Source organism: Sphingobium sp. 15-1, assembly GCF_013375535.1.
Lineage (GTDB): Bacteria > Pseudomonadota > Alphaproteobacteria > Sphingomonadales > Sphingomonadaceae > Sphingobium > Sphingobium aromaticivastans.
Map to the genome: position 1 here is coordinate 1,158,935 of NZ_JABXJG010000002.1, position 23,109 is coordinate 1,182,043.

Here is a 23,109-nt window from a genome sequence, read left to right on the forward strand (position 1 = left end):
GTTGACGGCACTTGCGGGCGTAGTGATCGCCCTTGCCACCGCCGACGCGGCTCTCGCTGGAACCTTGGTGGTCCGTTCGACTGGCCCTTCGGCTGCCTCCTATCCGGTGGGCAAGACCCTCGCGGCTGACGCCAAGCTGGCGCTCAAGCCCGGTGACATGATCACCGTGCTCGACGCCGCAGGCACCCGCGTCCTCAAGGGGCCGGGCCAGGTTGCGGTTGCCGGCTCGGGCGCCGCGACGGGTTCCGGCTTCACCGCGTTGCTCGCCAATGCCGGCGCGCGCCAGTCACGCACCGGGGCCACCCGCAGCGCCATCGGCGGCGGTCCTGCCCGCAGCCCGAATGTCTGGTATGTCGATGCGTCGCGAGGCGGTCTCCAATGCATCGCTGACGCGGGTACAATGGCAATCTGGCGTCCCGACAACGCTGCCGAGGGTTCGGCTACCGTGACTCGCGAGGGCGATGGCAAGAGTGCGCTTGTGGACTTCCGCGCTGGCCAGTCGGTTCGCGCCTGGCCGGTCGAAGAGCTGCCTGCTGCCGAAGGTGCGCGATTCAAGATCGCGCTCGCCGGTGCCGCCGCGCCTGTCACGCTCAAGGTCACCATGGTGAGCCCGGCCAGCGCCGAGCTCGATGGCGTCGCTTCCGCACTGCTGGCCAAGGGCTGCAACAACCAGATGGACGTTCTGGTTGAAGGCTCAAAGCAGGAATCCGGATCGGCGCTGGCCGCGAAATGATGATGCACAGCGGTCGGGTGGGGCCCCGGCCGGTGCAACGCACCTGGGGAGGGGCAAGCGGTGTTGATAGCGCAAATCACCGACATCCATCTCGGCTTCGATCCCGGCAATCCCGGTGAGCTGAACCGGCAGCGGCTGGACATGGTGCTCGATCGTTTGACGGCCGGTCCAAACCGGCCGGACCTGCTGCTCGTCACCGGGGATCTTACCGACAAGGGCGATAGCGAGAGCTATGCACGCCTGGCGGAAGCGCTGGCGCCGTGCCGCTTCCCGGTGCATCTGTGTGTCGGCAATCATGACCTGCGCGATCCATTCCGCGCGCAGTTCCAGCATGTTCCTGACGCCTTTGGCTTCATCCAATATGCGATTGACCTCGACGGGCTGCGCATCCTTGTCCTCGATACGCTGGAGGAAGGGCGCCATGGCGGGGCGTTCTGCGCAATCCGCGCGGCATGGCTGCGCGCCAAGCTGGCGGAGAAGCCGGACTTGCCCACGATCATCGCCATGCACCACCCGCCGGTCGAGCTGGGGATCGACTGGATGGACACCGTATCTCAGGAACCCTGGGTCGCCCGCTTCACTCAGGCGATGTGCGGTGCCGATCAGGTGAAGGCGATTGTCTGCGGTCATGTCCACCGACCGGTCATGACGCTCTGGCAGGGCCGGCAGGTGACCGTCTGCGCCTCATCTTCTCCCGAAGTCGCGCTGGATTTCCGTCCGATAAATCCCGATGCGACCGACGACCGCGCGATGATCGTCGCGGAGTCTCCAGGATTGGCGTTTCACCGCTGGGACGGCGAACGGCTGGTCACTCATTTCGACGTTGCCGGGAAACGCCAGACCCTGGCACAATATGATGCAAACATGCAGGCACTGGTCCGCCATTTGCTCGAAGAGCGCCCTGCCGAAGCAGGAAATCCCGCTGCGGCCCTTCACTGGCAATACACCACCCAATCGCGCACCGCGTAGTATTCAATTTCATTTCAGCAGCGGGGCAGCAAACCACCGGCGATGGGCGGTCTTGCATTGCGTTTCATCCTGAATCATGCATTTTGCCTTCGATCCGGGGCCGGATTGCTTGGTTATATTGGTAGCTTTCTTCGACCTTTCGCCATAGTCGGACTATCGACCCATTCCTGTCATTCAGCCGCCGATTTTCGATCCCAGGTGCGGACCGTCCGCCGTTGAGAGGCTGAGCCAACCAACCGGCCACTATCTGTGCTCCGATAAACGTAGAGATCCGGTGCCGCTATCCATGCCAAGGCTATTTTCAACCTCGCCGGAAGAAGGTCCTCCTCTTTTCAAACGATCCCTTCTATATCTTTCGAATGCTCCGAATCCTCATCGATGCTGACGCTTGTCCGGTAAAAGACGAGACCTACAAGGTCGCGTGGCGATATGATGTGCCTGTCATCGTCGTCAGCAACAGTCCCATTCGGGTGCCCATGCATGCGCTCGTCTCACGCGTGGTGGTGAGTGACGGGTTCGATGCAGCGGATGACTGGATCGTCAAGCATGTGGAGGCACACTCCATCGTCATAACCGCCGACATATTGCTAGCCGACCGATGCCTGAAGTCTGGATGCGGGGCGGTGATCGCGCCGACTGGGAGGCCTTTTACCAATGCCTCTATCGGCAATGCCGTTGCAGTGCGGGCCATCATGGCGGATTTGCGCGCAGGCGCGGTCGGCGATGGCCTCGGTGGACCGGCCCCGTTTGGGAAGGCGGATCGGTCACACTTTTTGTCGGTGCTGGATGAGGCGGTAGTACGGCTTCGGCGGTAAGGAGTGGCGCGAAGCCTTTCCGCCCTCATTCCCCGAACGATGATCCTTCTCTGCCGGTCCTGGTCAAATTTCGCGTTTCAGAAAACGACTGTTCGTTCATCCACGCAATATGGCGGCGTCGCAGCATGCCTCATTCGTGCTGGGCTAGATGCTGTCACGCCGTCTGAACTCCATATCTACCGGTCGCATGATGCCGTCAGGCCTGATCCTGACCCGGACGAAGCCCCGTTGGCCGGGGTTGGCCAATTGGCGCGACAATGCCAGCGCCCGCGTTTGCGACACGAACAAGATGCCGGAATTCAGTCCCCGAACTTCCCGCCGGGCGTCCAGGGAGGCTCGAACAATGATGGCGCATCCCTTTACCTTCTCGGGATTGGTCCGTCCCAGAATGAAGGGCAATTCCCGAACCCTGGTGATGTCAGGGGCCGTCCCTTCGATGCATAGCTGGCTAACGAAGGATGCACTGAGTGGCACGTCATCGCTGCCCCGTTCTCCGGACGACGGGGCATCCACAGGCCAGTCATATTGATATTGGACATAATGTCCCCGCAACAGATCTCTCGGATCGTAACCGCGAATGGGGATCAGCCATTCCTGTCCTTGCTGGGCCAGACGATAGGTCGCAGCCCAGCTGATGCCAAGCACGACAAGGGGCAGCACAAGGGCAACCGCGAGCCAAGAACGGGGCGAAGCGATAATCTTCATCCCTCATTCCTCCCCTTCGGTGCATAGCGTCTGGATATTCGCACCGTCACCCAGGCTACCGCCATGGCAAAAGCGCCGGACAGGATGAGGCCCGCGCCATTGCCCAACAGGTCATCATTCAGTTCGAAGCTGAGGATGATGATGCGAAGGGCGAGCAATGCAATCGCCCCCTGGAACAGCAGCCGCCACCGGGCGAAAAGCGCTCCCGCAGCGACCGCGCCCCATAATGTCAGGAAGAAGAACGCTCCGATCCAGGGCCCCCGGATCGAACCATCAATACCCAAGAGCAGCGCCTGCGCGAAATGCATCACGGCCGCGACCACCAATATGCTTGCGGTCGCCTGACCGGAGCGTGTTTGCCTGACAGTCCAGATCACCGCCGCCGCACCGATCAACGCGAGGCTCTGGATCGCGGCGCCGATGATGCTGCGCCCTCTGCCGTCCCACTCGCCTGCGATGATGACGATGCTGAGGCCGATAAGGATGGTGGCGATGGCTAGCTGTTCGAGCAGACGCCAGAACACAGGGCGATCGCTGCGGTCGCGCATGAACGCGGCAAATGCGGTCACCGCCATGGGCGGGCAAGCGATCAGCCCCCAATAAAAAGTGGGATGGACAAGCTGTGGCGCGTGCTGACCCCACAACCAACTATGGCCATATTCATCGGCATGGGACCATGCGGTGCCAAGCACACCCGCCAGCCACAGGCCCGCAATCGGCCAGGCTCGCCCGAACAGCAGCAGCAGCGGCGAAAAAATGATCACCCATGCCAGCAGCGGCTGCCAGAGGGGGGAAGAGGTCTGATAGACCTGCCCGATATGGCCGAAAAGGCTGAGGCCAAGCACCGCCGCGACGAACAGCAGGCCATCGCTGAAATGACTGTTCTGCGCCGCCGCATCGGGCAAATAGCGCCAGAGCAGACCCGCAAAGCCGATCATCAGCGCAAAGTGGATAGCAAGGCGGGTTTCACCCGGTATCGCATCCCAGTTCGCGGCAACCACGGACACGATGCCCAGACCAATGGTCAGGGCGCCAAGCCCGATGATCGCCCACAGACCCAGTGGCCGGCTATGCGCGGCCTCCCAGGCACGGATGTGGTCAGCGATCTTGGCGTCGATCAGGCCCGCATCCTGCCACGCCTTGAGTTGCCGTTCCGACATGCCTCTTACTCCTCCCGCTCGGCGGATTGGAAACGCAGCTGGACGGCGCCATTCGCAGGCACAGTCATGGCCCAGACCCGTTTTCCCGGCTTATTCGTCAGCCGGCTTTGTTGCTTAGCGGCTATGGAGGAATTCAGCTTCGCTGTGGAGCTATTTCATCATGTCACAGACTTGCCGATGCAGGCAAGGTTTGCGGCAGAATGAACCCTATCGTCAGTCCCGGTGCATTGTCACCGATTTCCAATTGCCCATCATGCATTGCGACGATCGCCGCGACCAAATTAAGGCCCAGGCCATGGCCAGCCGTGGTTCTGCCGCGGTCCATGCGCACGAAACGGCGGAAAATGGCTTCATGCGCGTCGCCGGGCACGCCCGGTCCATTGTCACAGACCGCAACACGCACCTTGCCGTCACGGTTTTCGAGAAGCAGATGTACGGCCGTGCCGGGCTGCGTGTGCATCTGCGCGTTGTCGAGCAGGTTCACGATCGCCTGCGAGAGCAATTCCCGATCACCTTGCACCGTTGCGATAGCAGCCAAATTTGCGGTCAAGGTGCGACCGCCTTCTTCAACGGCGGGGAGATAGCTGTCGGCCATGTCGCGGGCGATTTCCGCCAGATCAACGGTCCGAAAACTCGCCTTGCGCCGTCCACCCTCGATTTCGCTGATACGTAAAATGGCCGCGAACAGGGCAAGTAGCTTGTCCGTCTGATCCAGCGCGGAAGCCAGCCTTTCCCTCAGGCGATCCGGATCCTCCCCGCCTTCCAGGCTCTCTTCCAGATGACTGCGCAGCCGGGCCAGTGGCGTGCGCAGGTCATGCGCGATATCCCCCGACAGTTGACGCAGATTTTCGAGCAGGACCGTGATCCGGTCCAGCATCCGGTTGAGCGAATGGGCCAGCGCGTCAAATTCGTCGCCGGTCCCGCTCTCAGGCACGCGGCGGTTAATATCGCCCGCCATGATCCGGTCGGCCGCACCACTGATGGCAGCCAGGCGACGGCGGAGATAGGCGCCAAGCAGGAGCGCGCCGGTCAGACTGAGCAGCAGCACGATGGCGAACGCCACCAGAAAAATGCCGCCTAGCGTCTGGTCGACACGCTCGACCACCGAACGATCCGCGCCTACGACCAGGCGAGAGCCATCATCCAGATCGACGGACCAGGCGCGGGCGACATCCGGCCCCTCCAGAACGTCCTGAAAATCAAGGTTGCTCCAGCCCGCCGGCGGGCGGCGGGCATGCAGGCCGCCCGCTATGCGCCGGCCGTCCCGCGCGAACACCGCATATAGGAGTTCATTGACGCTGTTACCTGCCTCTCGCTCGCCAATGGCAAAGGTGAGTCCTTCCTGCCCCTCCAGCCGATATTCGGCGATCAGGGCGCCGCTATCCTCGACGATCTGCGCTTCCAGTTGGCGCATGAAGGCGGCATGAGCGAAAAGGATCACCGCGACGCCCAGCAACGCCGTCGCCAGCGCAAAGCCCAGCGCATAAACCAGCGCGATGCGATAGGCCGCGCTGCGCAGCACCTTAGCCATGCATGGCCAGCCTGTAGCCGACACCGCGCACGGATTCGATGCTGGCGGGCACGCCGCTGTCGCTGAGTTTCGAGCGCAACCGGCTGATATGGGTTTCCACGATGCTGGTCTGCGGATTGAAGGTGAAGCCCCAGACCCGTTCCAGCAGCATGGCACGCGTCACCGGCTCGCCGGAATGGCGCATCAGTTCCTCCAGCAGCCGCATCTCGCGCGGCTGGAGGGCCACGAGCCGTCCCTTGTAGCGCAAATCCCGCCGCATCAGGTCAAGGACCAGTTCCCCCTCCTCGATCCGGGAACCGGGATCGGGCACATGGGCGCGGCGGGTGATTGCCTGAAGCCGCGCCAGCAGTTCGTTCATGGCGAACGGCTTGCCGACATGATCGTCCGCCCCGGCCTCCAGACCCTCCACCCGGTCATCGATGCCGTCGAGCGCGGTCAGCAGCAGCACCGGCACCCGCTCACCCTGTCTGCGCCATTGCCGCACCAGGTCCAGCCCGGTCATGCCCGGCAGCATCCGGTCGAGGACCACGGCATCGAAAGCCTGTTTCCCGACATCAGTTGCCGCCTGTTCGGCGCTCGTCACGCCATGCACCGCATGCCCGGCGCGGCGCAGCCCATTTTCGATGAACAGGCGCAGATCGGGATCGTCCTCTACCACCAGAATTTGCAATGCTCAGGCTCCCAATGCTCAGAGTCTGTTTCGAAATGCGCGGAAGAGCGCATTTCCAAATAGACTCTCAGCTCTCATGTCCGACCGTCGCCGCAAATGTAAGGGCGGCAGGCGGTGCTGGAAACCTTACATTTCCCCACACTTTGAACTGTTACCAAAGCGTCACCGATCCGTCATCACGCACCCATAGCCGGTCCCACGACGCCAAAATGGCTGAAAGGGGATTGTTTCATGACCATTACCACGCTTCGCCGGGCGCTGTTGCTTGGCACCATCGCGACCCTTCCCTGCATCGCCGGCCACGCGATGGCTGCGACGGAGGCCAGCGCTGCTGAGGATCAGGGCATTGCCGAGGGTTCCAACATCCTCGTGACCGCAACCAAGGTCAACGAGATCGCACCTGTCACCGCCTCGCTCCAGACGACGCAGCCGCAGGCGATCATCTCGCGCTCCTTCATCGAGGACTCGCTGCCCGCGACCGCCGATTTCAACCAGATCGCGCTGATTTCGCCCAGCGTTTCCAATTTTGGCGGCACCAACGGTGCGGGCCTTTCGGAATCCAAGGCGCAGATCCGCGGCTTTCAGGACGCCGAATATAATATCACCTATGACGGCGTTCCCTTTGGCGACACCAATGACCCGTCGCACCATAGCAACACCTTCTTCCCGTCGAACACGATCGAAACGCTGGTGGTGGACCGCGGCCCCGGCAACGCTTCCAATCTGGGCATCGCCACCTTTGGCGGCAGCATGAACCTCTTTTCCCGCGCCACCCGCGAGGATGCGAGCGCAGAACTGAAGGGCAGCTATGGCACATGGAACACGTGGCTGACCCGCGCCGTGCTGCAAAGCGGTGCCATCAAGCAGCTAGGCGGCACGGAAATCATGCTGTCGGGCCAGCATGTCGAATCGGACGGCGCCCGCAGCTACAGCCCCTTCCGGTCGAACAATATCTTCGGCAAGATAATGATCCCGATCAGCTCTGACGTGAAGCTGACGCTGCTTGGCACCTATAACGAAAACCGCTTCAACCAGCCGGACAAGGATGGCGCGACGCTGAGCCAGGTAGCGCTGTACGGCAAGAATTTCAGCCTGAACAACGACCCCAATAGCCAGACCTATTATGGCTATAACCACACCAACAAGACGACCGATTTCGAGATCGTCAAGCTGGAGGCGAATATCGCGCCCGGTTCGAGCTTCGAAAACCGGGCCTATACCTACAGTTATGACAATGAAACGCTGAGCGGCAACGACGTGACGCTCTATGCGACGGCTACGCCTGCGCAGATCGCGGCCGCCAATGTCGTCACGCTGACCCCCGGCGGTACGGCGGTCTCCGGCGTGCCGGGCTATACCAAGACCAACAAATATCGCGTCTGGGGCGACATCGCCAAGGCGCGCATCCAACTGACCGATTTTGCGACGGTCACGGCGGGTCTGTGGATCGAGCGGGCGAACACCTATCGCCAGCAGCGCGACGTGAACCTTCTCACCCAGGCGCCCAACTATATCGAGAAGAAGATCACGCTGGCCAACTATCCGGCGGGTACGGTCCAGCCGCCCGCCAACATCAAGTTCGATCAGGACAGCCACACCGATCACGCTGAACTGTTCACCGAACTGGAACTGCGTCCGCTGCCCGGCCTCACCGTCACGCCCGGCTTCAAACATGTCGATCTGGAACGGCAGATCAACGCCACCTATAACCAGACGACCCGCTTCGCGCAGAATATCAGCAAGGATTATCAAGCCGACCTGCCGTTCCTGACCGCCAATTATGCGGTGACGGAACAGCTATCGGCCTATGCGCAGTTCGCAAAAGGCTTCCTCGCCCCGCCGCTTAGCGTCCTGTATGTCGTCTACCCGAAATATTCGACCGCAACGCCGCAGAAATCGACCAATTATCAGGCCGGTTTCGTCTACCATGGCTCGCATCTCAGCCTTGACGCCGACCTCTATTATATCGACTTCCGCAACAAGGTTGCGGTCGACACCACCGCGCCCGCCAGTGAGGGGACCGTCTACATCAACCTCGGCCGGGCGGTGTATAAAGGCGTCGAGGGCCAGTTGACCTACGCCTTCGACAATGGCCTTGCAGTCTTTGCCAACGCCTCGCGCAACTATGCCAAGACCCATAATCCGGGCGTAGCGCACACGCAGATCGCCAATGCCCCGATGTGGACGGCGGCGGGCGGCGTGCTGTTCAAACAGGGGCCGGTCAAATTCTCGCTGATCGACAAATATACCGGCCCGCAATATGCGGCTGAGGGCGAACCTGCCGCCTATCGCATCGCCGGTTACAATAGCGCCATTCTGTCGGCCCGTTACGAAATCGGTCCGGTGCGGATCGGCGTCGAGGTGAACGACCTCTTCAACTCGACAAAAATCACCAATATCAACCAGGGCAAGACAGCGCCCTATGACCAATATTTCTACCAGCCCGGCCGCTCGGTCATGGGCGATGTGACGATCACCTTCTGACGAAAGCGGGACGATGACCGGCGGCGTGATGAAATGGGTATTTGCCGCCGGTCTGGCCTGTTGGGGCGCGACCGGGGCGGCGGCGGATCAACCGTCGCCGCTCTCAGCCTATATGGTAATGACGGGTGACGGACCGGTGGCCCGCACTGTGATGGCGGGGACGGATGCCTGCCCCCTTCTGTCCATCGACGGAAGGCGCGAGGCGATGAGCGTGCGCGCAGAGCCCGCTGACCTGCCGCAGCGCCCGACCAGATCGAGCGTTGAAAACAGCAAGGCTTCCCGCTTTCCAGTGCGGATATGTGAAGCGCGAATTCCGGCGAATGCGCGAACCGTCCATGTTGCTGACCGCCTTCTTCCGGCGCCCCATGCGTCCGCCCGCCGCATCGTGGTGATCGGCGATACGGGCTGCCGCATCAAGGCGTCGGACAATGCCTATCAGGCATGCGACGATCCAGAGGCATGGCCTTTCGCCCGGATCGCAGCGCAGGCAGCCGCCTGGAAGCCGGACCTTGTGCTGCATGTGGGCGATTATCTTTATCGCGAAAACCCCTGCGCCGATCATCCGGGCTGCGTGGGCAGTCCGTGGGGCTATGGCTGGGACGTATGGGACGCGGATTTCTTCACGCCGGCCGCGCCATTGCTGGCGGCTGCGCCCTGGGTGATGGTGCGCGGCAATCATGAAAGCTGCCTGCGCGCCGGGCAGGGTTGGTGGCGCCTGCCGGCCGCGCAGCCGTTCGTCGCGGGGCAAGACTGCAATGATGGAGAGAATGATGCGCGTGGCGACGAAAGTGCGCCCTTCGCCGTGCCGCTGGGCGGCGGCGCGCAGGTTATCGCCATCGACCTTGCCATCATGGGCGAGGACGCGATCCCGCCAGGCGATCCACGTTACGGGCAGATCCGGACGATCCAGCAAGCCGTTGCCGACATGGCGAAGGGTCATCGCTTCACCCTTGCAACCGATCACTATCCACTTCTGGGCCTTGCGGCCTCCAACAAGCGGGGCCTGCTGCGCATCCAGGCGGGCTATGCTTCGGTGCGGTCCACTTTCGGCGCCGCCGACCCATCCCTGACCCTTGCCGGTATCGACATGCTGGTCGCAGGCCATGTCCATGAATGGCAGCAGGCCGATCTTGGCCCCCGCCACCCCAGCCAGTTCATTTCCGGCATGGCCGGAACGCAGGAGGATGTGACGCAGGTGCCCGGCGCCAAGGTTTTTCGGTTCGACAGTTGGACGGACCATTTCGGCTTCATGACGCTGGAGCGGACGGGCAGGCGGCGCTGGCGGGTCGAGGTTCATGACCTTGCCGGACAGATCATCCGCCGCTGCGTCGTCAAGGGCCGGCGATCATCCTGCGCCGCCTAACCTTACCATATTGCAATTAGGCGCTTGTCCAGCGTGAGCCTAGAGCCCTCATCATGATGCGCAGGCCGGTTTTCTTCCTGTTTTTGTCGCTATGCGCCTGGCCGCTTGGCGGGTGCCAGTCCTACCACCCCGCGCCCATGGACGCGGCGGCGCTGGCCCTTGCGCGCCAGCAACGCTCCATCGACGCCGGAGCCGTGCAGGCCGAACAGGCACAGATAGCCCCGGCGGCACCCTATGACGCCACGCATTGGACCCGGCTTTCGGTGCTGGCGGCCTTGCTGGTCCACAATCCCGATGTCGCCGTGGCGCGGGCCGCCATGGTCACCGCAAGCGCGCAAGAGGCTGCCGCGCGCCAGGCCCCCGGCGCGACGCTGACGCTGAGCAGCGAATATGCGAACGACCCTACGACTCATTCGCCCTGGCTGCTCGGCGGCGCGATCGATGTGCCGCTCGATACGGGAGGACGCCGCGAAGCGCGCATCACCAGCGCAGCCATCGGCGTAGCCATTGCGCGCTATGACTTTGCCGATACGGTCTGGGCCGCACGGATGCAGGCACGCCGTGCGCTGGCCGACATGCTGGTCGCCATGCGCGAGGCCGATGCGGCGACCCGGCTCCTCGCCTTCCGCCATCAGCAGCAGGCGGCGATGGAAAGGCGTCTGAAGGCTGGCGCGGTGGCCCGCGCCGATTTGGAACGGGTGCGGGCCGATGTCGCGACCGCCGCAGCAACCGCCGATGATGCACGCGGCAGGACCGCCGGTGCGCGGCAGACGCTCGCCACCGCCATTGGGTTGTCCGTCGAAGCACTGGCCACCATCGCTTTCGATTGGGCGGATTTCGACGAACCGGCGCCGGAGCCGATACGGGCCATAGGGGATCGCATCGGCGCGACCGTGGCGCGGGCCGACATCCTCAAGGCCATCGCCGCCTATGATCAGGCGGAAAGCGACCTGCGCGGCGAAATCGCCAAACAATATCCGGCCATCTCCCTTTCGCCCGGCTATACCTGGGAACGGGGTCTCACCAAGCTGCCCCTGTCGATCGGCCTCGCCTTGCCGCCGCTCGACCTCAATCGCCATGCCATCGCCGCCGCGCAGGCGAAGCGGGCGGAGGCCGGGCGTAAATTGGAGGCGGTGGTCGCCGCCGCCAATGCCGCGCTGGACGCCGCGATCATGGAATGCCGCCTGGCCCGCGCGGCGCTGGCGCGGGTACGGAGCGCCGACCTGCCTATCGCCCGCCGCCTTGCGGCGCAGGCTGACGCGCAACTGCGCCAAGGCCAGATTGACCGCACCGACTGGGCCTCCGCGCAGGGCGGGGTGCCGCAAGCTGAACTGGCGGAATGGGCTGCATTGGCCCGGGTCCATGCCGCCGACGCGGCGCTGGAAGATGCGCTGCGTCGTCCCCTTGAAGGGCCTGAATTGATGCTGAAACCCGGTGCGCTGGAGCCTGCCGCATGAAACCGCTGTTCCTTGCGGCTGGCTCTGCCTTGTCGGGCGCGGCGCTTGCGTCGGCCTTGTTCCTTGCCTGGCCCGCGCTGACGCCAGACGCTGACGACGCGTCGCCATCCGCTATCGCACCGGCCACGCCCGAAGGCGTGGTGGCGCTCGACCCAGCGCAGGCGTCCCGAGCGGGCATTCATGCCGTAACGCTTCTCCCCGCGCAGACAAGCGCGGTCCGGCATGGCCTTGCCCGTGCGCTCGACATCAGCACCCTGTCCGCTATCCAGAGCGAGATCGTCAGCGCCCGGGCGGCCCTGACCGCCTCCCAGGCGGATGACGCCCGGCAACGCGCGCTCGCGGCCGCCGATCAGAGCGCCTCCACAAAAGCGGTGGAAATCGCCCGCGTGCAGGCCGTGGCCGATCGAGCGCGGCTGGCCGCCGCCACGCAGCGTGTGGGGCTGGAATATGGTCCCGGTCTGGCGCGGCTGTCATCCGCTGCGCTGGGCGATCTGGTCAGGGCCGTCGCCGCAGGGCAGGCCAGTCTGATCCGGGTGGACTTTGCCGATGGTGCGGCACCTGGGACCGGCGTGGCGCGGATCGGTGAGGGCGCGGTGGCGATGCCTGTCCGCCTGATCGGTCCCGCCGCTGCCGCCGATACCCGTCTGCAAAGCGCGGGTTCGCTCGCGATCATATATGGCGCTCTGGCGCGGGAACTGGGCACGGGCCGCGTGCTGCCGGCCAGCATGGCCCAAACGAAGGGCAAGGAAAGCGGCGTCATCGTGCCCCGTGCCGCTCTGTTGCGCTATCAGGGCGGACTTTGGGTCTATCGCGCCGAACCGGGCGGCGGCTATCGGCGGGTCGAGCTGACCGATGCGCGCGCGCAGGTCGATGGCTGGTTCGTGCGCGACGGCCTGAACAACGGTCTGAAACCGGGCGACCGCGTGGCGGCCGATGGCGCGGCTGTACTGCTTTCCATCGAGCGCGGTGGCGAAGCGGCGGGCGAGGACGACTGACGCCATGCTCGCCATCATCGTCCGCCAGAGCGTGCGCCATCCCTGGGCGGTGCTGACTGCCGCCTTGCTGCTCCTGCTGATCGGGGGGCTTGCGTTACGCGCCGCGCCCTATGACGTCTTCCCCGATTTCGTGCCGCCGCAGGCCACGATCCAGACCGAAGCGCCCGGCTATGTGCCCGAACAGGTCGAGGCGCTGGTCACCCGTCCGCTCGAAACCGTCGTCAACGGCGCCAATGGCGTGGAATCGGTGCGGTCGGAATCGATCCAGGGCTTGTCGGTCATTACCGTCACCTTCAAGGAAGGATCAGACCCCTATCGCGCGCGGCAGGTGGTGGCCGAAGCACTGGGCGATGCCGCCGCGCGCCTGCCCACAGGCGTGGGAACGCCGCAACTGACGCCGCTCACCTCCTCGACCATGGACCTGCTGAAGATCGGCTTCACTTCGCGGCGGATCAGCCCGCTGGCGCTGCGCGATCTGGTGCAATGGACGGTGCGTCCGCGCCTGCTGGCCGTGCCGGGCGTTGCGCGCGCCAATGTCTTTGGCGGGGCGCAGCGGCGCATCGAAATCCGCGTCCGTCCCGCCGACCTGATCGCCCGCAACCTGTCCATCAACGACCTGTCGAGTGCCATTCAGGCGAGCGCGGCTGTGCGCGGCGGCGGCTTTGCCGACACGCCCAATCAGCGCATATTGGTACAACCCGACAATGGCGCGGTGACGGCGCAAAGCCTTGCCCAATCGGTGCTGACGCCGATTAACGGCGGATCGCTGCGGCTGGGTGACGTCGCTGATGTGGTCGATGCGCCCGCGCCGCAATTTGGCGATGCGCTCATCATGGGGAAGCCGGGCGTGCTGCTCGCCCTGTCGAGCCAATATGGCGCCAATACACTCGACACCACGCTGGCGGTCGAGAAGGCGTTACAGGACATGCGACCGGCGCTCGCGGCGCAGGGGGTGACGCTCTATCCCGCGCTCCACCGCCCCGGCAATTTCATCGAGACGGCGCTGGCGGGCATTCGCCATGACCTGTTGATCGGCGGGCTGCTGATCGGTTTCGTGCTGATCGCCTTCATGCGCAGCCTGCGCGTGGCGCTGATCGCTTTCCTGTCGATCCCGCTGTCGCTGCTGGCGGCGATATTGGTGCTCGATCATTTCGGCCAGACGATCAACACGATGACGCTGGGCGGTCTGGCCGTGGCGCTGGGCGTGGTGATCGACGACGCCATTGTCGACATAGAGAATATCGCCCGCCGCCTGCGCCTCGCCCCGCCGGACATGCCGCGATCCGCCGTGGTGGAGGCCGCATCGGTCGAGGTGCGCGCGCCGGTGGTCTATGCAACTTATGTGCTGCTGCTGACCATGGCGCCGATCCTGATGCTGACCGGCCTGCATGGCGCCTTCTTCCGCCCGCTGGCGCTGGCCTTCGCGCTGGCCGTGACGGCGTCGCTGCTGGTGGCGGTCAGCGTGACGCCCGCGTTGGCCTATCTGCTGCTGCGCAATGTGGCGCACCGCGACGAGCCTCGCTTCATCACCCGCATCAAGGCGGGTCACGAACGGCTCGTGCGCCGCCTCTGCGCCCATCCGCGTCCGATTGCGCTCGTCGCCGCCCTGACCGGGATCGTCGGTAGCCTGCTGTTCCTGTCGCTGGGCAATGAACTGCTCCCCGCCTTTCGCGAGCGGCATTATGTGTTGCAGGTGATCGGCCCTACCGGCGCGTCGATGGACTGGATGCGCCGGACCGGCGCGCGCATCTCGCATGACCTGCTCGCCTTGCCGCAGGTCGCGACGGTCGAGCAGCAAATGGGCCGCGCCGAAGCGGGCGAGGACACATTCCTCCCCAATCACAGCGAGTTCCATGTCAAGCTGAAGCCCGTCAACGGCGCGGGCGAGGAAGCGGCGCAGACGGGCATCCGCGCCGTTCTGGCTCGCTATCCCGGCATCCAGACCGAGGTGCTGACCTTCCTGGGCGACCGTATCGGTGAAAGCCTGTCGGGCGAAACGGCGGCTGTGGCTATCAGCGTCTATGGCGCCGATCTCGACACGCTGGATCGCGTCGCCGCACAGATATCGCGGGTGGTGGGTCAGGTGCCGGACGCTGCCGATGTGCAGGTGAAGGCGCCTGCCGGAACGCCCGTGCTGCGCGTCCGCCTCGACCATGACCGCATGGCGCTGCACGGTATCACCGCCACCGACGCCTATGATGCCATAGAGATCGCCTTTCAGGGCCATGTCGTCGCGCAGACCAGCGATGCCAACCGCACCGTGGACATTGCGCTCGCTCTGCCGCCGTCACTGAGACAGGACCCGGAGGGCATCGGTGACATGCTGGTCCGCGCCGCTGACGGCACCGCGGCGCGCCTTGGCGACATTGCCACGATCCGGGAGGAGGAAGGCCGCTCCACCATCGCCCATGATGGCGGCCAGCGGCGGCAGGTTGTCACCGTGAACCCGACGCGCTCGGACGTCAGCGGCTTCGTCCGCGCCGCCAGCGCCCGCATCGCGGCACAGGTTCCTCTGCCGCCGGGCGTTTATGTGGAATTTGCCGGCGCGGCCGAAGGACAGGCAGCGGCTTCGAACCAATTGCTGCTGAACGTCGCCTTCGCCGCCATCGCCATGGTCGCGCTGCTGTCGCTCGCCTTTGGCGGGGCGCGGCCGGCTGGGCTGATCCTGTCCGGCGCGCCCTTCGCGCTGGCTGGCGGGGTTGTCGCCGTGCTGCTGACCGGCGGCACCCTGTCGCTAGGGGCGCTGGTGGGCTTTGTCACCCTGTTCGGCATTGCCGCGCGCAACGCCATATTGCTGCTGTCCCACACCGACCATCTGGTCCAGACGGAAGGCGCGCCCTGGTCGCTCGACACCGTGCTGCGGGCCACAAGGGAGCGGGTCACGCCGATCCTGATGACCGCGCTTGTCACCGCCCTTGGCCTTGCGCCGCTTGCGATCGATTCGGGCCAAGCCGGTCGCGAGATTCAGGGACCGATGGCAGTGGTGATCCTGGGCGGCCTGATCAGTTCGACCGTGATGAGCCTGCTGCTGCTGCCGGTCCTCATCCTGCGCTGGCGGCACGCTCAAAGATGAAGGGTGAAGCTCAACATGGCGCGGGCATCGGTGCGGATATCGCCATCCGCGGCCAGTCCCAGATCGCTCATCGGGCGCTGGAGGGAGGCCAGCGAAAAACGCCAATTACCTTGCCCGCTTTCCGTGCCTGAGCCCAGGGCGAAGGACAATTCCGGCCCACGCCCGGTCGCGGGCGCACCACCAAGAGCCTCAGCCATCCGCGTCAAATCATCCTGGTGCCTTGACCGCGCGACGGATATATAATCCAGCATCAGCCGGGCGTTCCCGCCGAACGAAAAGCCGCCGCCCAGCCGGGCCATCCCGGTTGCCAGCCGGTGCGGCGTCACCTCCAGAACCGACAATCTTCGGGCCATGCGCGCATATTCCGCGTCCAGGACGAAATCGACGCCGGACAGGAGAGACAAGGACGCGCTGGCACCGACGAATTTGAGTGTCCAGCGATCCACGGCATAGGGCATATCATAACGCTGAGCGAAATTGGCCGCCCTGCCTGCCGTCAGCGCCAGTTCCACAGGTCCGATGCCTAGCGTCTTTGAACGGACTTTCCTGTTTGCAAGGTCGAAGCGATCTTCGGCTCTCAGGCCGTTGCCCAGGGTCAATCCCGGCGGACGTTTCGATGCTGGCAAATCCTTGTCTGCAAGACGGGTCTCCAGTTGGGCCATCAGCACATTGTCCGCTCGCGGCACCAGGTCCGTTCCCGCCACAGCGGAAACCGGCCATGTCAGACCGAACCATCCAAGAGCAACCGCCGATAGAAAGGGTGCATGTCCCGACATCTGTCCAGCCTCCCCACTCATGAAGAAGACGGCGCGGAAGCGGCCAGCCTCAGTTGGCACGCAGAAATCGGTTCTGGCTTTAACAGGCTCTTGCCGTCCGGCGCGTTGCTTGCGAAACATGGCTCCACGCCCTTGGGACGGGCTTTGCAGAGGATGTCCAACCATGCAGGGGCGCGATGTCATCGCCGGGCTTTCGATTGCGGGCCTGATGCTGCCCGAAGCGATCGCCTATGCGGGCATAGCGGGCCTGCCGCCGCAGCGCGCCATATTGGCGGCCATCGCCGGTGCCTGTGCCTATCTGATCCTTGGCCGCAGCCGCTTTGCCATCATTTCCCCTACCTCTTCCTCGGCTGCGATACTGGCCGCGGCACTCGCCGCCCTTCCCATGCAGGCAGGCGCCAGCAGCGCTGCCGCAACGCTGATCGTCGCCATCGCCGGCATGATCTTCTGCGTCATGGCGGCGGCGCGGCTGGGCGGGCTGGCCAGTTTCATATCGCGTCCCGTCCTGCGTGGCTTCGCCTTTGGCCTGGCGATCACGATCATCATCAAGCAATTGCCGATCATCGTCGGCCTTCCACTGCATCGACCGGCCATCGGCACACTGCTGCTGGCCCTGCTCGACAATATGGGTGGCTGGCACATGGCGAGCATCGCCACCGCCCTTGCCGCCCTGGCAGCACTGCTGGTGCTGAAGCGGGTGCCGTCCCTGCCGGGCGCTCTCCTGGTCCTGGCGGGCGGGATCGGCGCGTCGGTGCTGTTCGACCTGCCAGGCCGGGGGGTGGCCAGCGTCGGGACGATCGACCTGATCCCCCGCTGGGAAGGGATCACTCTGCCGGACTGGCAACACTTGTCCCGGCTTGTCCAGCTGGCGGCCCCGATCGTCCTCATCCTCCTTGCCGAAAGCTGGGGTACGATGCGCAGCCTGGCGCTGCGCCATGGCGACCGGGTGGACCCCAATCGGGAAATGGCGGCGTTGGGCGTTGCCAATCTCGCCGCCGCCATGGTGCAAGGCATGCCGGTCGGCGCGGGCTTTTCCGCCGGATCGGCCGCGGAGGCAGCAGGCGTGCGCAGCCGCTGGACTGGGCTGGTGGCGGCAGGCGCGCTCGGGGCCTTGGTGATCTTCGCCATGCCGCTGGTCGCCCGGCTGCCGCAACCGGTGCTGGCGGCGGTGGTCATCGCGGCACTGCTCCATGCGCTCAACCCCGGCCCACTGCTGCGGCTCTGGCGCATCCGCCGGGATAGTCTGACGGCCTTTGGAGCGGCGGCTGGTGTGCTGATACTGGGCGTGCTGGACGGCATGCTCTTTGCCATAGCCCTGTCGCTCGCACTGCTGATCCAGCGCCTGGCGGCGCCGCAGCTCAGCCAACTCGGCCAGTTGGGGTCGGGGCATGACTATGTCGATCTGCTGCGCCACCCCGATGCGGTCAGCCCGGATGGGATGATGATCCTGCGCCCCGCCGAGCCGCTGTTCTTCGCCAATGCCGAGCGGGTATTGGGGCGTGTCGCGGACCTGCTGCGCGCGGAGCCCGACAGGCGCATGCTGATCCTCAGCCTGGAGGAAAGCTTCGACATCGACAGCACCGCGCTGGATGCCCTGACCGAATTCGACGCCATGATGCGGGCGAGCGGCATCACCGTGCAACTGGCGCGGGTACGTGACCATGTCCGCGACCTGATGCGCGCCGCGGGCACCACCGATCTGATCGCGCGCAGCAGCTATAGTGTGGACGATGCCGTGCAAGCACTGAAACGGGAAAAAGATGATGCCGCATGTCAGCCCTGAACCCCTGTTGCATTCGGTCGAACTGGCCGCACTGCGCCCCACGCAGATGACGGTCGGTCTGATCGAGGTGGCCCGCAAACGGCATGAATGGAGCATCCGCGCGGATCGCGACCGGCCTGATTTCCTCGGACGCCATATGATCCCCGTCGTGATCGGCCCCAAGGGCAAGCGTTGGATGGTCGATCACCACCACCTTGCCCGCGCCCTTCATGAAGAGGGGGTCGTCCATATCCTGGTCAGCGTGTTGGCCGACCTTGGCCATCTCAACAGGGCGGCCTTCCTCACCTATATGGACAATCGCAACTGGCTGCATCCCTTTGACGAAAAGGGACTGCGGCACGACTATGAAGCGCTGCCCAAACATATCGGCAGGCTTGCCGACGATCCCTATCGATCCCTGGCCGGAGCACTACGAAGGGCAGGGGGCTATGCAAAAGCCGACATTCTCTATGCCGAATTTCTCTGGGCCAATTTCCTTCGTCAAAGGATCAAGCTTGCCCGCCTGCGTGATGATTTCGATGCCTGCCTGCGCAAAGCGCTCGCTTTGGCGCGATCCAGGGAAGCAGCGCATCTCCCCGGCTGGGCGGGGTGCACCGAATAAGGATTTCCGGAAGACTGATGGCGCGTATACGCCATTCGGGAGCAGCGGTTTTGCCGAGATGCTTGCTCCAATCCGCACAAGTCGGAATACCCCAGCTTCGGCATCTCATGCCTATTGGCACGTCGTTCCGCGAAACGCAGCTTCCGGCATCGACAACCTCACCGCCGAGTAACGGGAATGGGCGCGCAGCAGCCGATTCCGCTGCCGACCCTTTGCTGTCATTCAGCGATTCAATTCACTTCTCCAGTAGCGGACCTTGCTTCCGGCTATAGGAAGGTCATGAGCAGGGGGCTTGGATGCGACATCGCCAGCAGGACAGACATGACGATCTCGTTGATCCCAGTAATCCGTGGCCTGAATTGGCATTGTTCGCGCTTCTGTCAGCTTTGGCCTTGAGCGGGCCAGTTATCAAAGCGGTTTGCTGGCTTTTTAGCCTCGTTTCCTGACGAGCAGGTGGTCTCCATTCCGGGCGTCCTCTCCATGGGTACCGCTGCGCTAGCAACGCGCGTCCCATAATTTAGAGTCCTCCATCGGGAGAAACCCCTCCGACTTCAGATCCCATGATGAGTGGATAGCAGCCGACACTGTGGCAAGGTGAGGTTGCTAAAAGACTTACCCTGGAGATCAACATGCCTGCTATGACATTGATCCGAGCCGAGTTGCCTGCCGCTATCCGTGTCGATCTTGGCGCAATTTTTGTCTCGTTGGAACTGAGTAAATCGACCTGGCTGGTGACGGTATTGGCGCCTGGTAGCGAAAAGATGTCGCGCTACACCGTTGTCGGTGGAGATCTGGCTGGTTTGTTTGGTTGCTTTGACGAACTGCGCCGGAAAGCACAGATGCGAACGGGCCAGCTCTATCCCCTGGTGGTGATCCAGGAGGCGGGTTTCGATGGGTTCTGGATCGATCGGGCGCTCAAGCGGGAAGAATGGATCGACAGCCATGTGGTCGACGCAGCTTCGATCGCGGTATCACGCCGAAACCGGCGCGCCAAAACGGATCGTCTCGACGGAGAGGTATTGGTGCGCACGCTCATGGCCTACAAACGTGGCGAACCGCGCGCGTGCTCGATGGTACGGGTGCCTTCTGTTGAGGACGAGGATCGGCGACGGATCTGCCGCGAACGCAAAGCGCTTGTCGCCGAGAGGGTGCTCCACGTTAATCGCATCAAAGGCTTGCTCTTCAGCCAAGGCATCCGCGATTATGAGTTGCTTCGGCGCGACCGTCGTTCCCAACTGGAGACCTTGCGAACCGGCGATGGCCGCCCGCTTCCGGGTCATCTCAAGGCCCAAATCTCCCGCGAAATTGATCGTCTCGAATTGCTGCTGGATCAAATCAAGGCGGTGGAAGCCAAGCGTGATGCCTTGATGAAGGAGGATGTCGCTAATCTTTCCTCGCCGGCAGTGTTGTTAAAGCAGCTCAAGGGGATCGGCCCGGAATTTGCCTCCGTGCTCGCCCACGAAGGCTTGTGTCGCCATTTTGACAACCGGCGACAACTGGCCGCATATGCTGGGCTGGCCGCCTCGCCATGGCGGAGCGGAAAGATCAATCGAGAACAGGGGATCTCCAAATCTGGTAACCCGCGCTTGCGTACAACGATGATCCAGCTTGCATGGTTGTGGATCCGCCACCAGCCGGTCTCGGCTCTGGCGCTCTGGTTTAAAGAGCGCGTTGCCCAGAGCAGTGGCACCGGCAAGAAGGTCGCGATTGTTGCGCTCGCCCGCAAGCTGCTAGTCGCCCTTTGGAAATTTGTGACCAGTGGCGTCGTCATCGAGGGTGCCGTGATGAGTCCGGCTTGATGCAATCCTTCGTTTCGAGTTTTACTTATCCTTCAGGGCCTGATCAGTCCTGACGGATCCAGGTGGGCGAACCGACATCCGACATGGCTCAAGAACCAAGAGCCGCACTTTAGAATGGTTTCGTTCTCCTGAGTCCTTGCCCGCCGGATGCGGGATTGTGGTGCAGCTGCTCGGTGCAGCGACCGGATGTGAGTTTGTACAGGCTCGTAGTCTGAGCCGGTACTGGTCAATCGGACTCAGACCTCGGATTCGCAGCTACAAAAAGGATAATGCTATGTCGCACTGATAAACTGCTTGACCCGATATTCATCATGTGAGTCGGATACTGGCTTCAGCCACAGACTCGGCCAGTAGCCTGTACCCTCGGAGAAAAATGAACAGCCCGAAGGGCGAGAGTTCATTTTTCTCCGAGGGTACAGGCTATGGGCTACAGCAGCGGTTGTCACACAACATTTCATCATCGCTACCATCTGGTCTGGGCGCCGAAACGAAGTTCAGCAAAGCTAAATATCGGTTCAAGGTGCTCCATGGTGAGGTACGCCTGCGGGTGCGCGAGATCATCCGACAGGTCTGCGCCGAGATGGGCGTGACCATTGTCCATGGCGTATTGTCTCGCGACCACGTCCACATGTTCGTCGAGATACCGCCCCACGTCTCGGTCAGCGACTTCGTGCGGCGCGCCAAGGGCAGGTCATCGCGCAAGATCCAGCAGGAGTTCGAGCATATCCGCAAGCGCTACTGGGGCCAACGCTTCTGGCAGCGGGGCTACTTCTCGACGACATCCGGCAACATCACCGATGACACCATCCTGCGTTATCTCGACAAGCATGGCCACAAAAATGGCTTCAGCCCCTCCGCATGATCCTACCGGCGTCAGCCGGTCAGATGGGGTGGTTGCCGCCCTCCCCAGACGGCATCGCGATGTGCCAAGATAGTGGTGTTGAGAGCCACTGAGCGGGAAGGACGGCATCCGTGACGAAGGATATTATGATTGGGGTGGACCTGGCAAAGAGTGTTTTCCAGATCCACGCAGCAAGCATGACGGGGCAGTTGAAGTTCCGCAAAAAACTCTCGCGGCAGAATTTCCCCAAGTTCATGGCCGACCAACCTCCAGCGGTAGTCGTGATGGAAGCTTGCGGCAGCGCGCATTATTGGGCGCGCGAGATGGTCAGGCTTGGCCATGAGGTGAAGCTGATCGCGCCGCATTATGTGAGGCCGTTCGTGAAGCGCCAGAAGAATGATGCAGCGGACGCGGAGGCTATCGTGATCGCTGCCCAGAGGCCGGAGATGCGCTTCGTCGAGCCCAAGTCTGCCGAACAACAAGGCAGGGCTATTCTGTTCCGCGCCCGGGAGCGGCTCGTCCATCAGCGCACCGAACTGGTCAATGCGCTCAGGGCCTATCTATATGAATATGGCCACGTTGTTCCCCAAGGCATCCACCAGATCAAACGAATCGAGACTATTCTGGAAGAACCACACAGCGACTTGCCTGGGTTGATGCGCGAGGAATGCCGCGATCTTCTGGATCAGATCGCAGCCCTAACGACGAGGATCGAGGCCAAAACTGTCAAGGTCAAGGCTCTGTCGACCAAGCGCGAGATGACACGCCGACTGCAGACAATGCCTGGAGTCGGTCCGCTGACTGCTCTGGCAATTGAAGCCTTTGCCCCTCCGATGGAGAACTTCCGTTGCGGACGTGACTTCGCCGCTTGGCTTGGACTGGTCCCGCGTCAGTTTTCCTCGGGCGGTAAGGAACGGCTCGGCCGTATGTCGAAGGCAGGGCAAGCCGATATCCGCAGGCTGCTGATTATAGGGGCGATGTCGCGCCTAAACTGGCGAGGCCGGAAGTCGCTCCCTGAAAAGTCATGGCTGGCGCGCATGATAGCGCGTAAACCGAGGATGCTTGTGGCAATTGCTTTAGCCAACAAGATGGCACGGACTATCTGGGCCATGCTGACGAAGAAAGAGGACTACCGGGTTCCGGTGCAGGCAAAGGCGGCGTGAGTCGTGCCGCAAAATCTACCTGACATCGGATGAGGGGGGTGTGAGCAGGCGACGACCCGAATGGGCAAAATGATCGAACAGATCTGGATTAGGAAAACCAGGTGAATGACATGAGCATTAAGCTCGACGGTCAGATTTGGACTTGATCCGCAGATCACCATACCGGCCAGCGGTCTCTGAAAATGCCGCTT

The 23,109-nt window shown here is 63.2% G+C and carries 18 protein-coding genes; 13 read left to right on the plus strand and 5 right to left on the minus strand.

The window, feature by feature from the left end:
* The first annotated feature begins 1 nt into the window (after position 1).
* The 3 genes from HUK72_RS21335 (at position 2) to HUK72_RS21345 (ending at position 2,517) form a co-directional block, all read left to right on the plus strand.
* A complete protein-coding gene (locus HUK72_RS21335) occupies positions 2-733 on the plus strand; it encodes a hypothetical protein (RefSeq protein ID WP_218036198.1) in 732 nt (243 codons plus the stop codon).
* 60 nt (positions 734-793) lie between these two features.
* Positions 794-1,702 (plus strand): phosphodiesterase, encoded by a 909-nt coding sequence (locus HUK72_RS21340; RefSeq protein ID WP_176598589.1) that lies wholly within the window; start codon positions 794-796, stop codon positions 1,700-1,702.
* 359 nt (positions 1,703-2,061) lie between these two features.
* Entirely contained in the window at positions 2,062-2,517 is a 456-nt protein-coding gene (locus tag HUK72_RS21345) for a YaiI/YqxD family protein (RefSeq protein WP_176598590.1), read from the plus strand.
* A gap of 144 nt (positions 2,518-2,661) precedes the next feature.
* Here the strand turns inward: HUK72_RS21345 and HUK72_RS21350 are convergent, their stop codons facing one another.
* From HUK72_RS21350 to HUK72_RS21365, 4 genes are all read right to left on the minus strand, one after another.
* A complete protein-coding gene (locus HUK72_RS21350; RefSeq protein WP_176598591.1) occupies positions 2,662-3,222 on the minus strand; it encodes a GDYXXLXY domain-containing protein in 561 nt (186 codons plus the stop codon).
* Positions 3,219-4,382 (minus strand): DUF2157 domain-containing protein, encoded by a 1,164-nt coding sequence (locus HUK72_RS21355; RefSeq protein ID WP_176598592.1) that lies wholly within the window; start codon positions 4,380-4,382, stop codon positions 3,219-3,221. Before HUK72_RS21355 ends, HUK72_RS21350 begins: the two co-directional genes overlap by 4 nt.
* Before the next feature lie 163 nt (positions 4,383-4,545).
* On the minus strand, positions 4,546-5,913 hold the full coding sequence (locus HUK72_RS21360) for a HAMP domain-containing sensor histidine kinase (RefSeq protein WP_176598593.1): 1,368 nt from the start codon (positions 5,911-5,913) through the stop codon (positions 4,546-4,548).
* Positions 5,906-6,583, minus strand: a complete 678-nt coding sequence (locus tag HUK72_RS21365) for a response regulator transcription factor (protein WP_176598594.1) — start codon at positions 6,581-6,583, stop codon at positions 5,906-5,908. The genes HUK72_RS21360 and HUK72_RS21365 overlap by 8 nt, the downstream gene beginning before the upstream one ends.
* A 231-nt stretch (positions 6,584-6,814) precedes the next feature.
* Here HUK72_RS21365 and HUK72_RS21370 point away from each other — a divergent pair, with 231 nt between their 5' ends.
* From HUK72_RS21370 to HUK72_RS21390, 5 genes are read left to right on the plus strand one after another with little or no spacing between them, the layout of a single operon-like run.
* Positions 6,815-9,067: a TonB-dependent receptor gene (locus tag HUK72_RS21370; RefSeq protein WP_176598595.1), complete on the plus strand. Its 2,253-nt coding sequence runs from the start codon at positions 6,815-6,817 to the stop codon at positions 9,065-9,067.
* A gap of 28 nt (positions 9,068-9,095) precedes the next feature.
* On the plus strand, positions 9,096-10,430 hold the full coding sequence (locus HUK72_RS21375; RefSeq protein WP_176598596.1) for a metallophosphoesterase: 1,335 nt from the start codon (positions 9,096-9,098) through the stop codon (positions 10,428-10,430).
* Between the two features lie 53 nt (positions 10,431-10,483).
* The gene (locus HUK72_RS21380; protein ID WP_176598597.1) at positions 10,484-11,887 is read left to right on the plus strand and encodes a TolC family protein; all 1,404 of its coding nucleotides are present in this window, start codon (positions 10,484-10,486) and stop codon (positions 11,885-11,887) included.
* Complete coding sequence (locus HUK72_RS21385; protein ID WP_176598598.1) at positions 11,884-12,882, plus strand: hypothetical protein; 999 nt, start codon at positions 11,884-11,886, stop codon at positions 12,880-12,882. Before HUK72_RS21380 ends, HUK72_RS21385 begins: the two co-directional genes overlap by 4 nt.
* A gap of 4 nt (positions 12,883-12,886) precedes the next feature.
* Positions 12,887-15,955 carry an efflux RND transporter permease subunit gene (locus tag HUK72_RS21390; RefSeq protein WP_176598599.1) on the plus strand — a complete coding sequence of 1,023 codons (3,069 nt, stop codon included), beginning with the start codon at positions 12,887-12,889 and terminating at the stop codon, positions 15,953-15,955.
* Here the strand turns inward: HUK72_RS21390 and HUK72_RS21395 are convergent.
* Entirely contained in the window at positions 15,946-16,731 is a 786-nt protein-coding gene (locus tag HUK72_RS21395) for a hypothetical protein (RefSeq protein WP_176598600.1), read from the minus strand. The two genes, HUK72_RS21390 and HUK72_RS21395, sit on opposite strands and share 10 nt — an antisense overlap.
* A gap of 163 nt (positions 16,732-16,894) precedes the next feature.
* Between HUK72_RS21395 and HUK72_RS21400 the strand changes: the two genes are divergently transcribed.
* The 5 genes from HUK72_RS21400 (at position 16,895) to HUK72_RS21420 (ending at position 22,918) form a co-directional block, all read left to right on the plus strand.
* A complete protein-coding gene (locus HUK72_RS21400; RefSeq protein WP_176598601.1) occupies positions 16,895-18,514 on the plus strand; it encodes a SulP family inorganic anion transporter in 1,620 nt (539 codons plus the stop codon).
* Entirely contained in the window at positions 18,492-19,115 is a 624-nt protein-coding gene (locus tag HUK72_RS21405) for a ParB-like protein (RefSeq protein WP_255325898.1), read from the plus strand. Before HUK72_RS21400 ends, HUK72_RS21405 begins: the two co-directional genes overlap by 23 nt.
* A 638-nt stretch (positions 19,116-19,753) precedes the next feature.
* Complete coding sequence (locus tag HUK72_RS21410; protein ID WP_176598917.1) at positions 19,754-20,914, plus strand: IS110 family transposase; 1,161 nt, start codon at positions 19,754-19,756, stop codon at positions 20,912-20,914.
* A gap of 373 nt (positions 20,915-21,287) precedes the next feature.
* Positions 21,288-21,776, plus strand: a complete 489-nt coding sequence (gene tnpA / locus HUK72_RS21415; protein ID WP_255325581.1) for an IS200/IS605 family transposase — start codon at positions 21,288-21,290, stop codon at positions 21,774-21,776.
* 125 nt (positions 21,777-21,901) lie between these two features.
* On the plus strand, positions 21,902-22,918 hold the full coding sequence (locus HUK72_RS21420) for an IS110 family transposase (protein ID WP_176598918.1): 1,017 nt from the start codon (positions 21,902-21,904) through the stop codon (positions 22,916-22,918).
* The last annotated feature ends 191 nt before the right edge of the window (positions 22,919-23,109 follow it).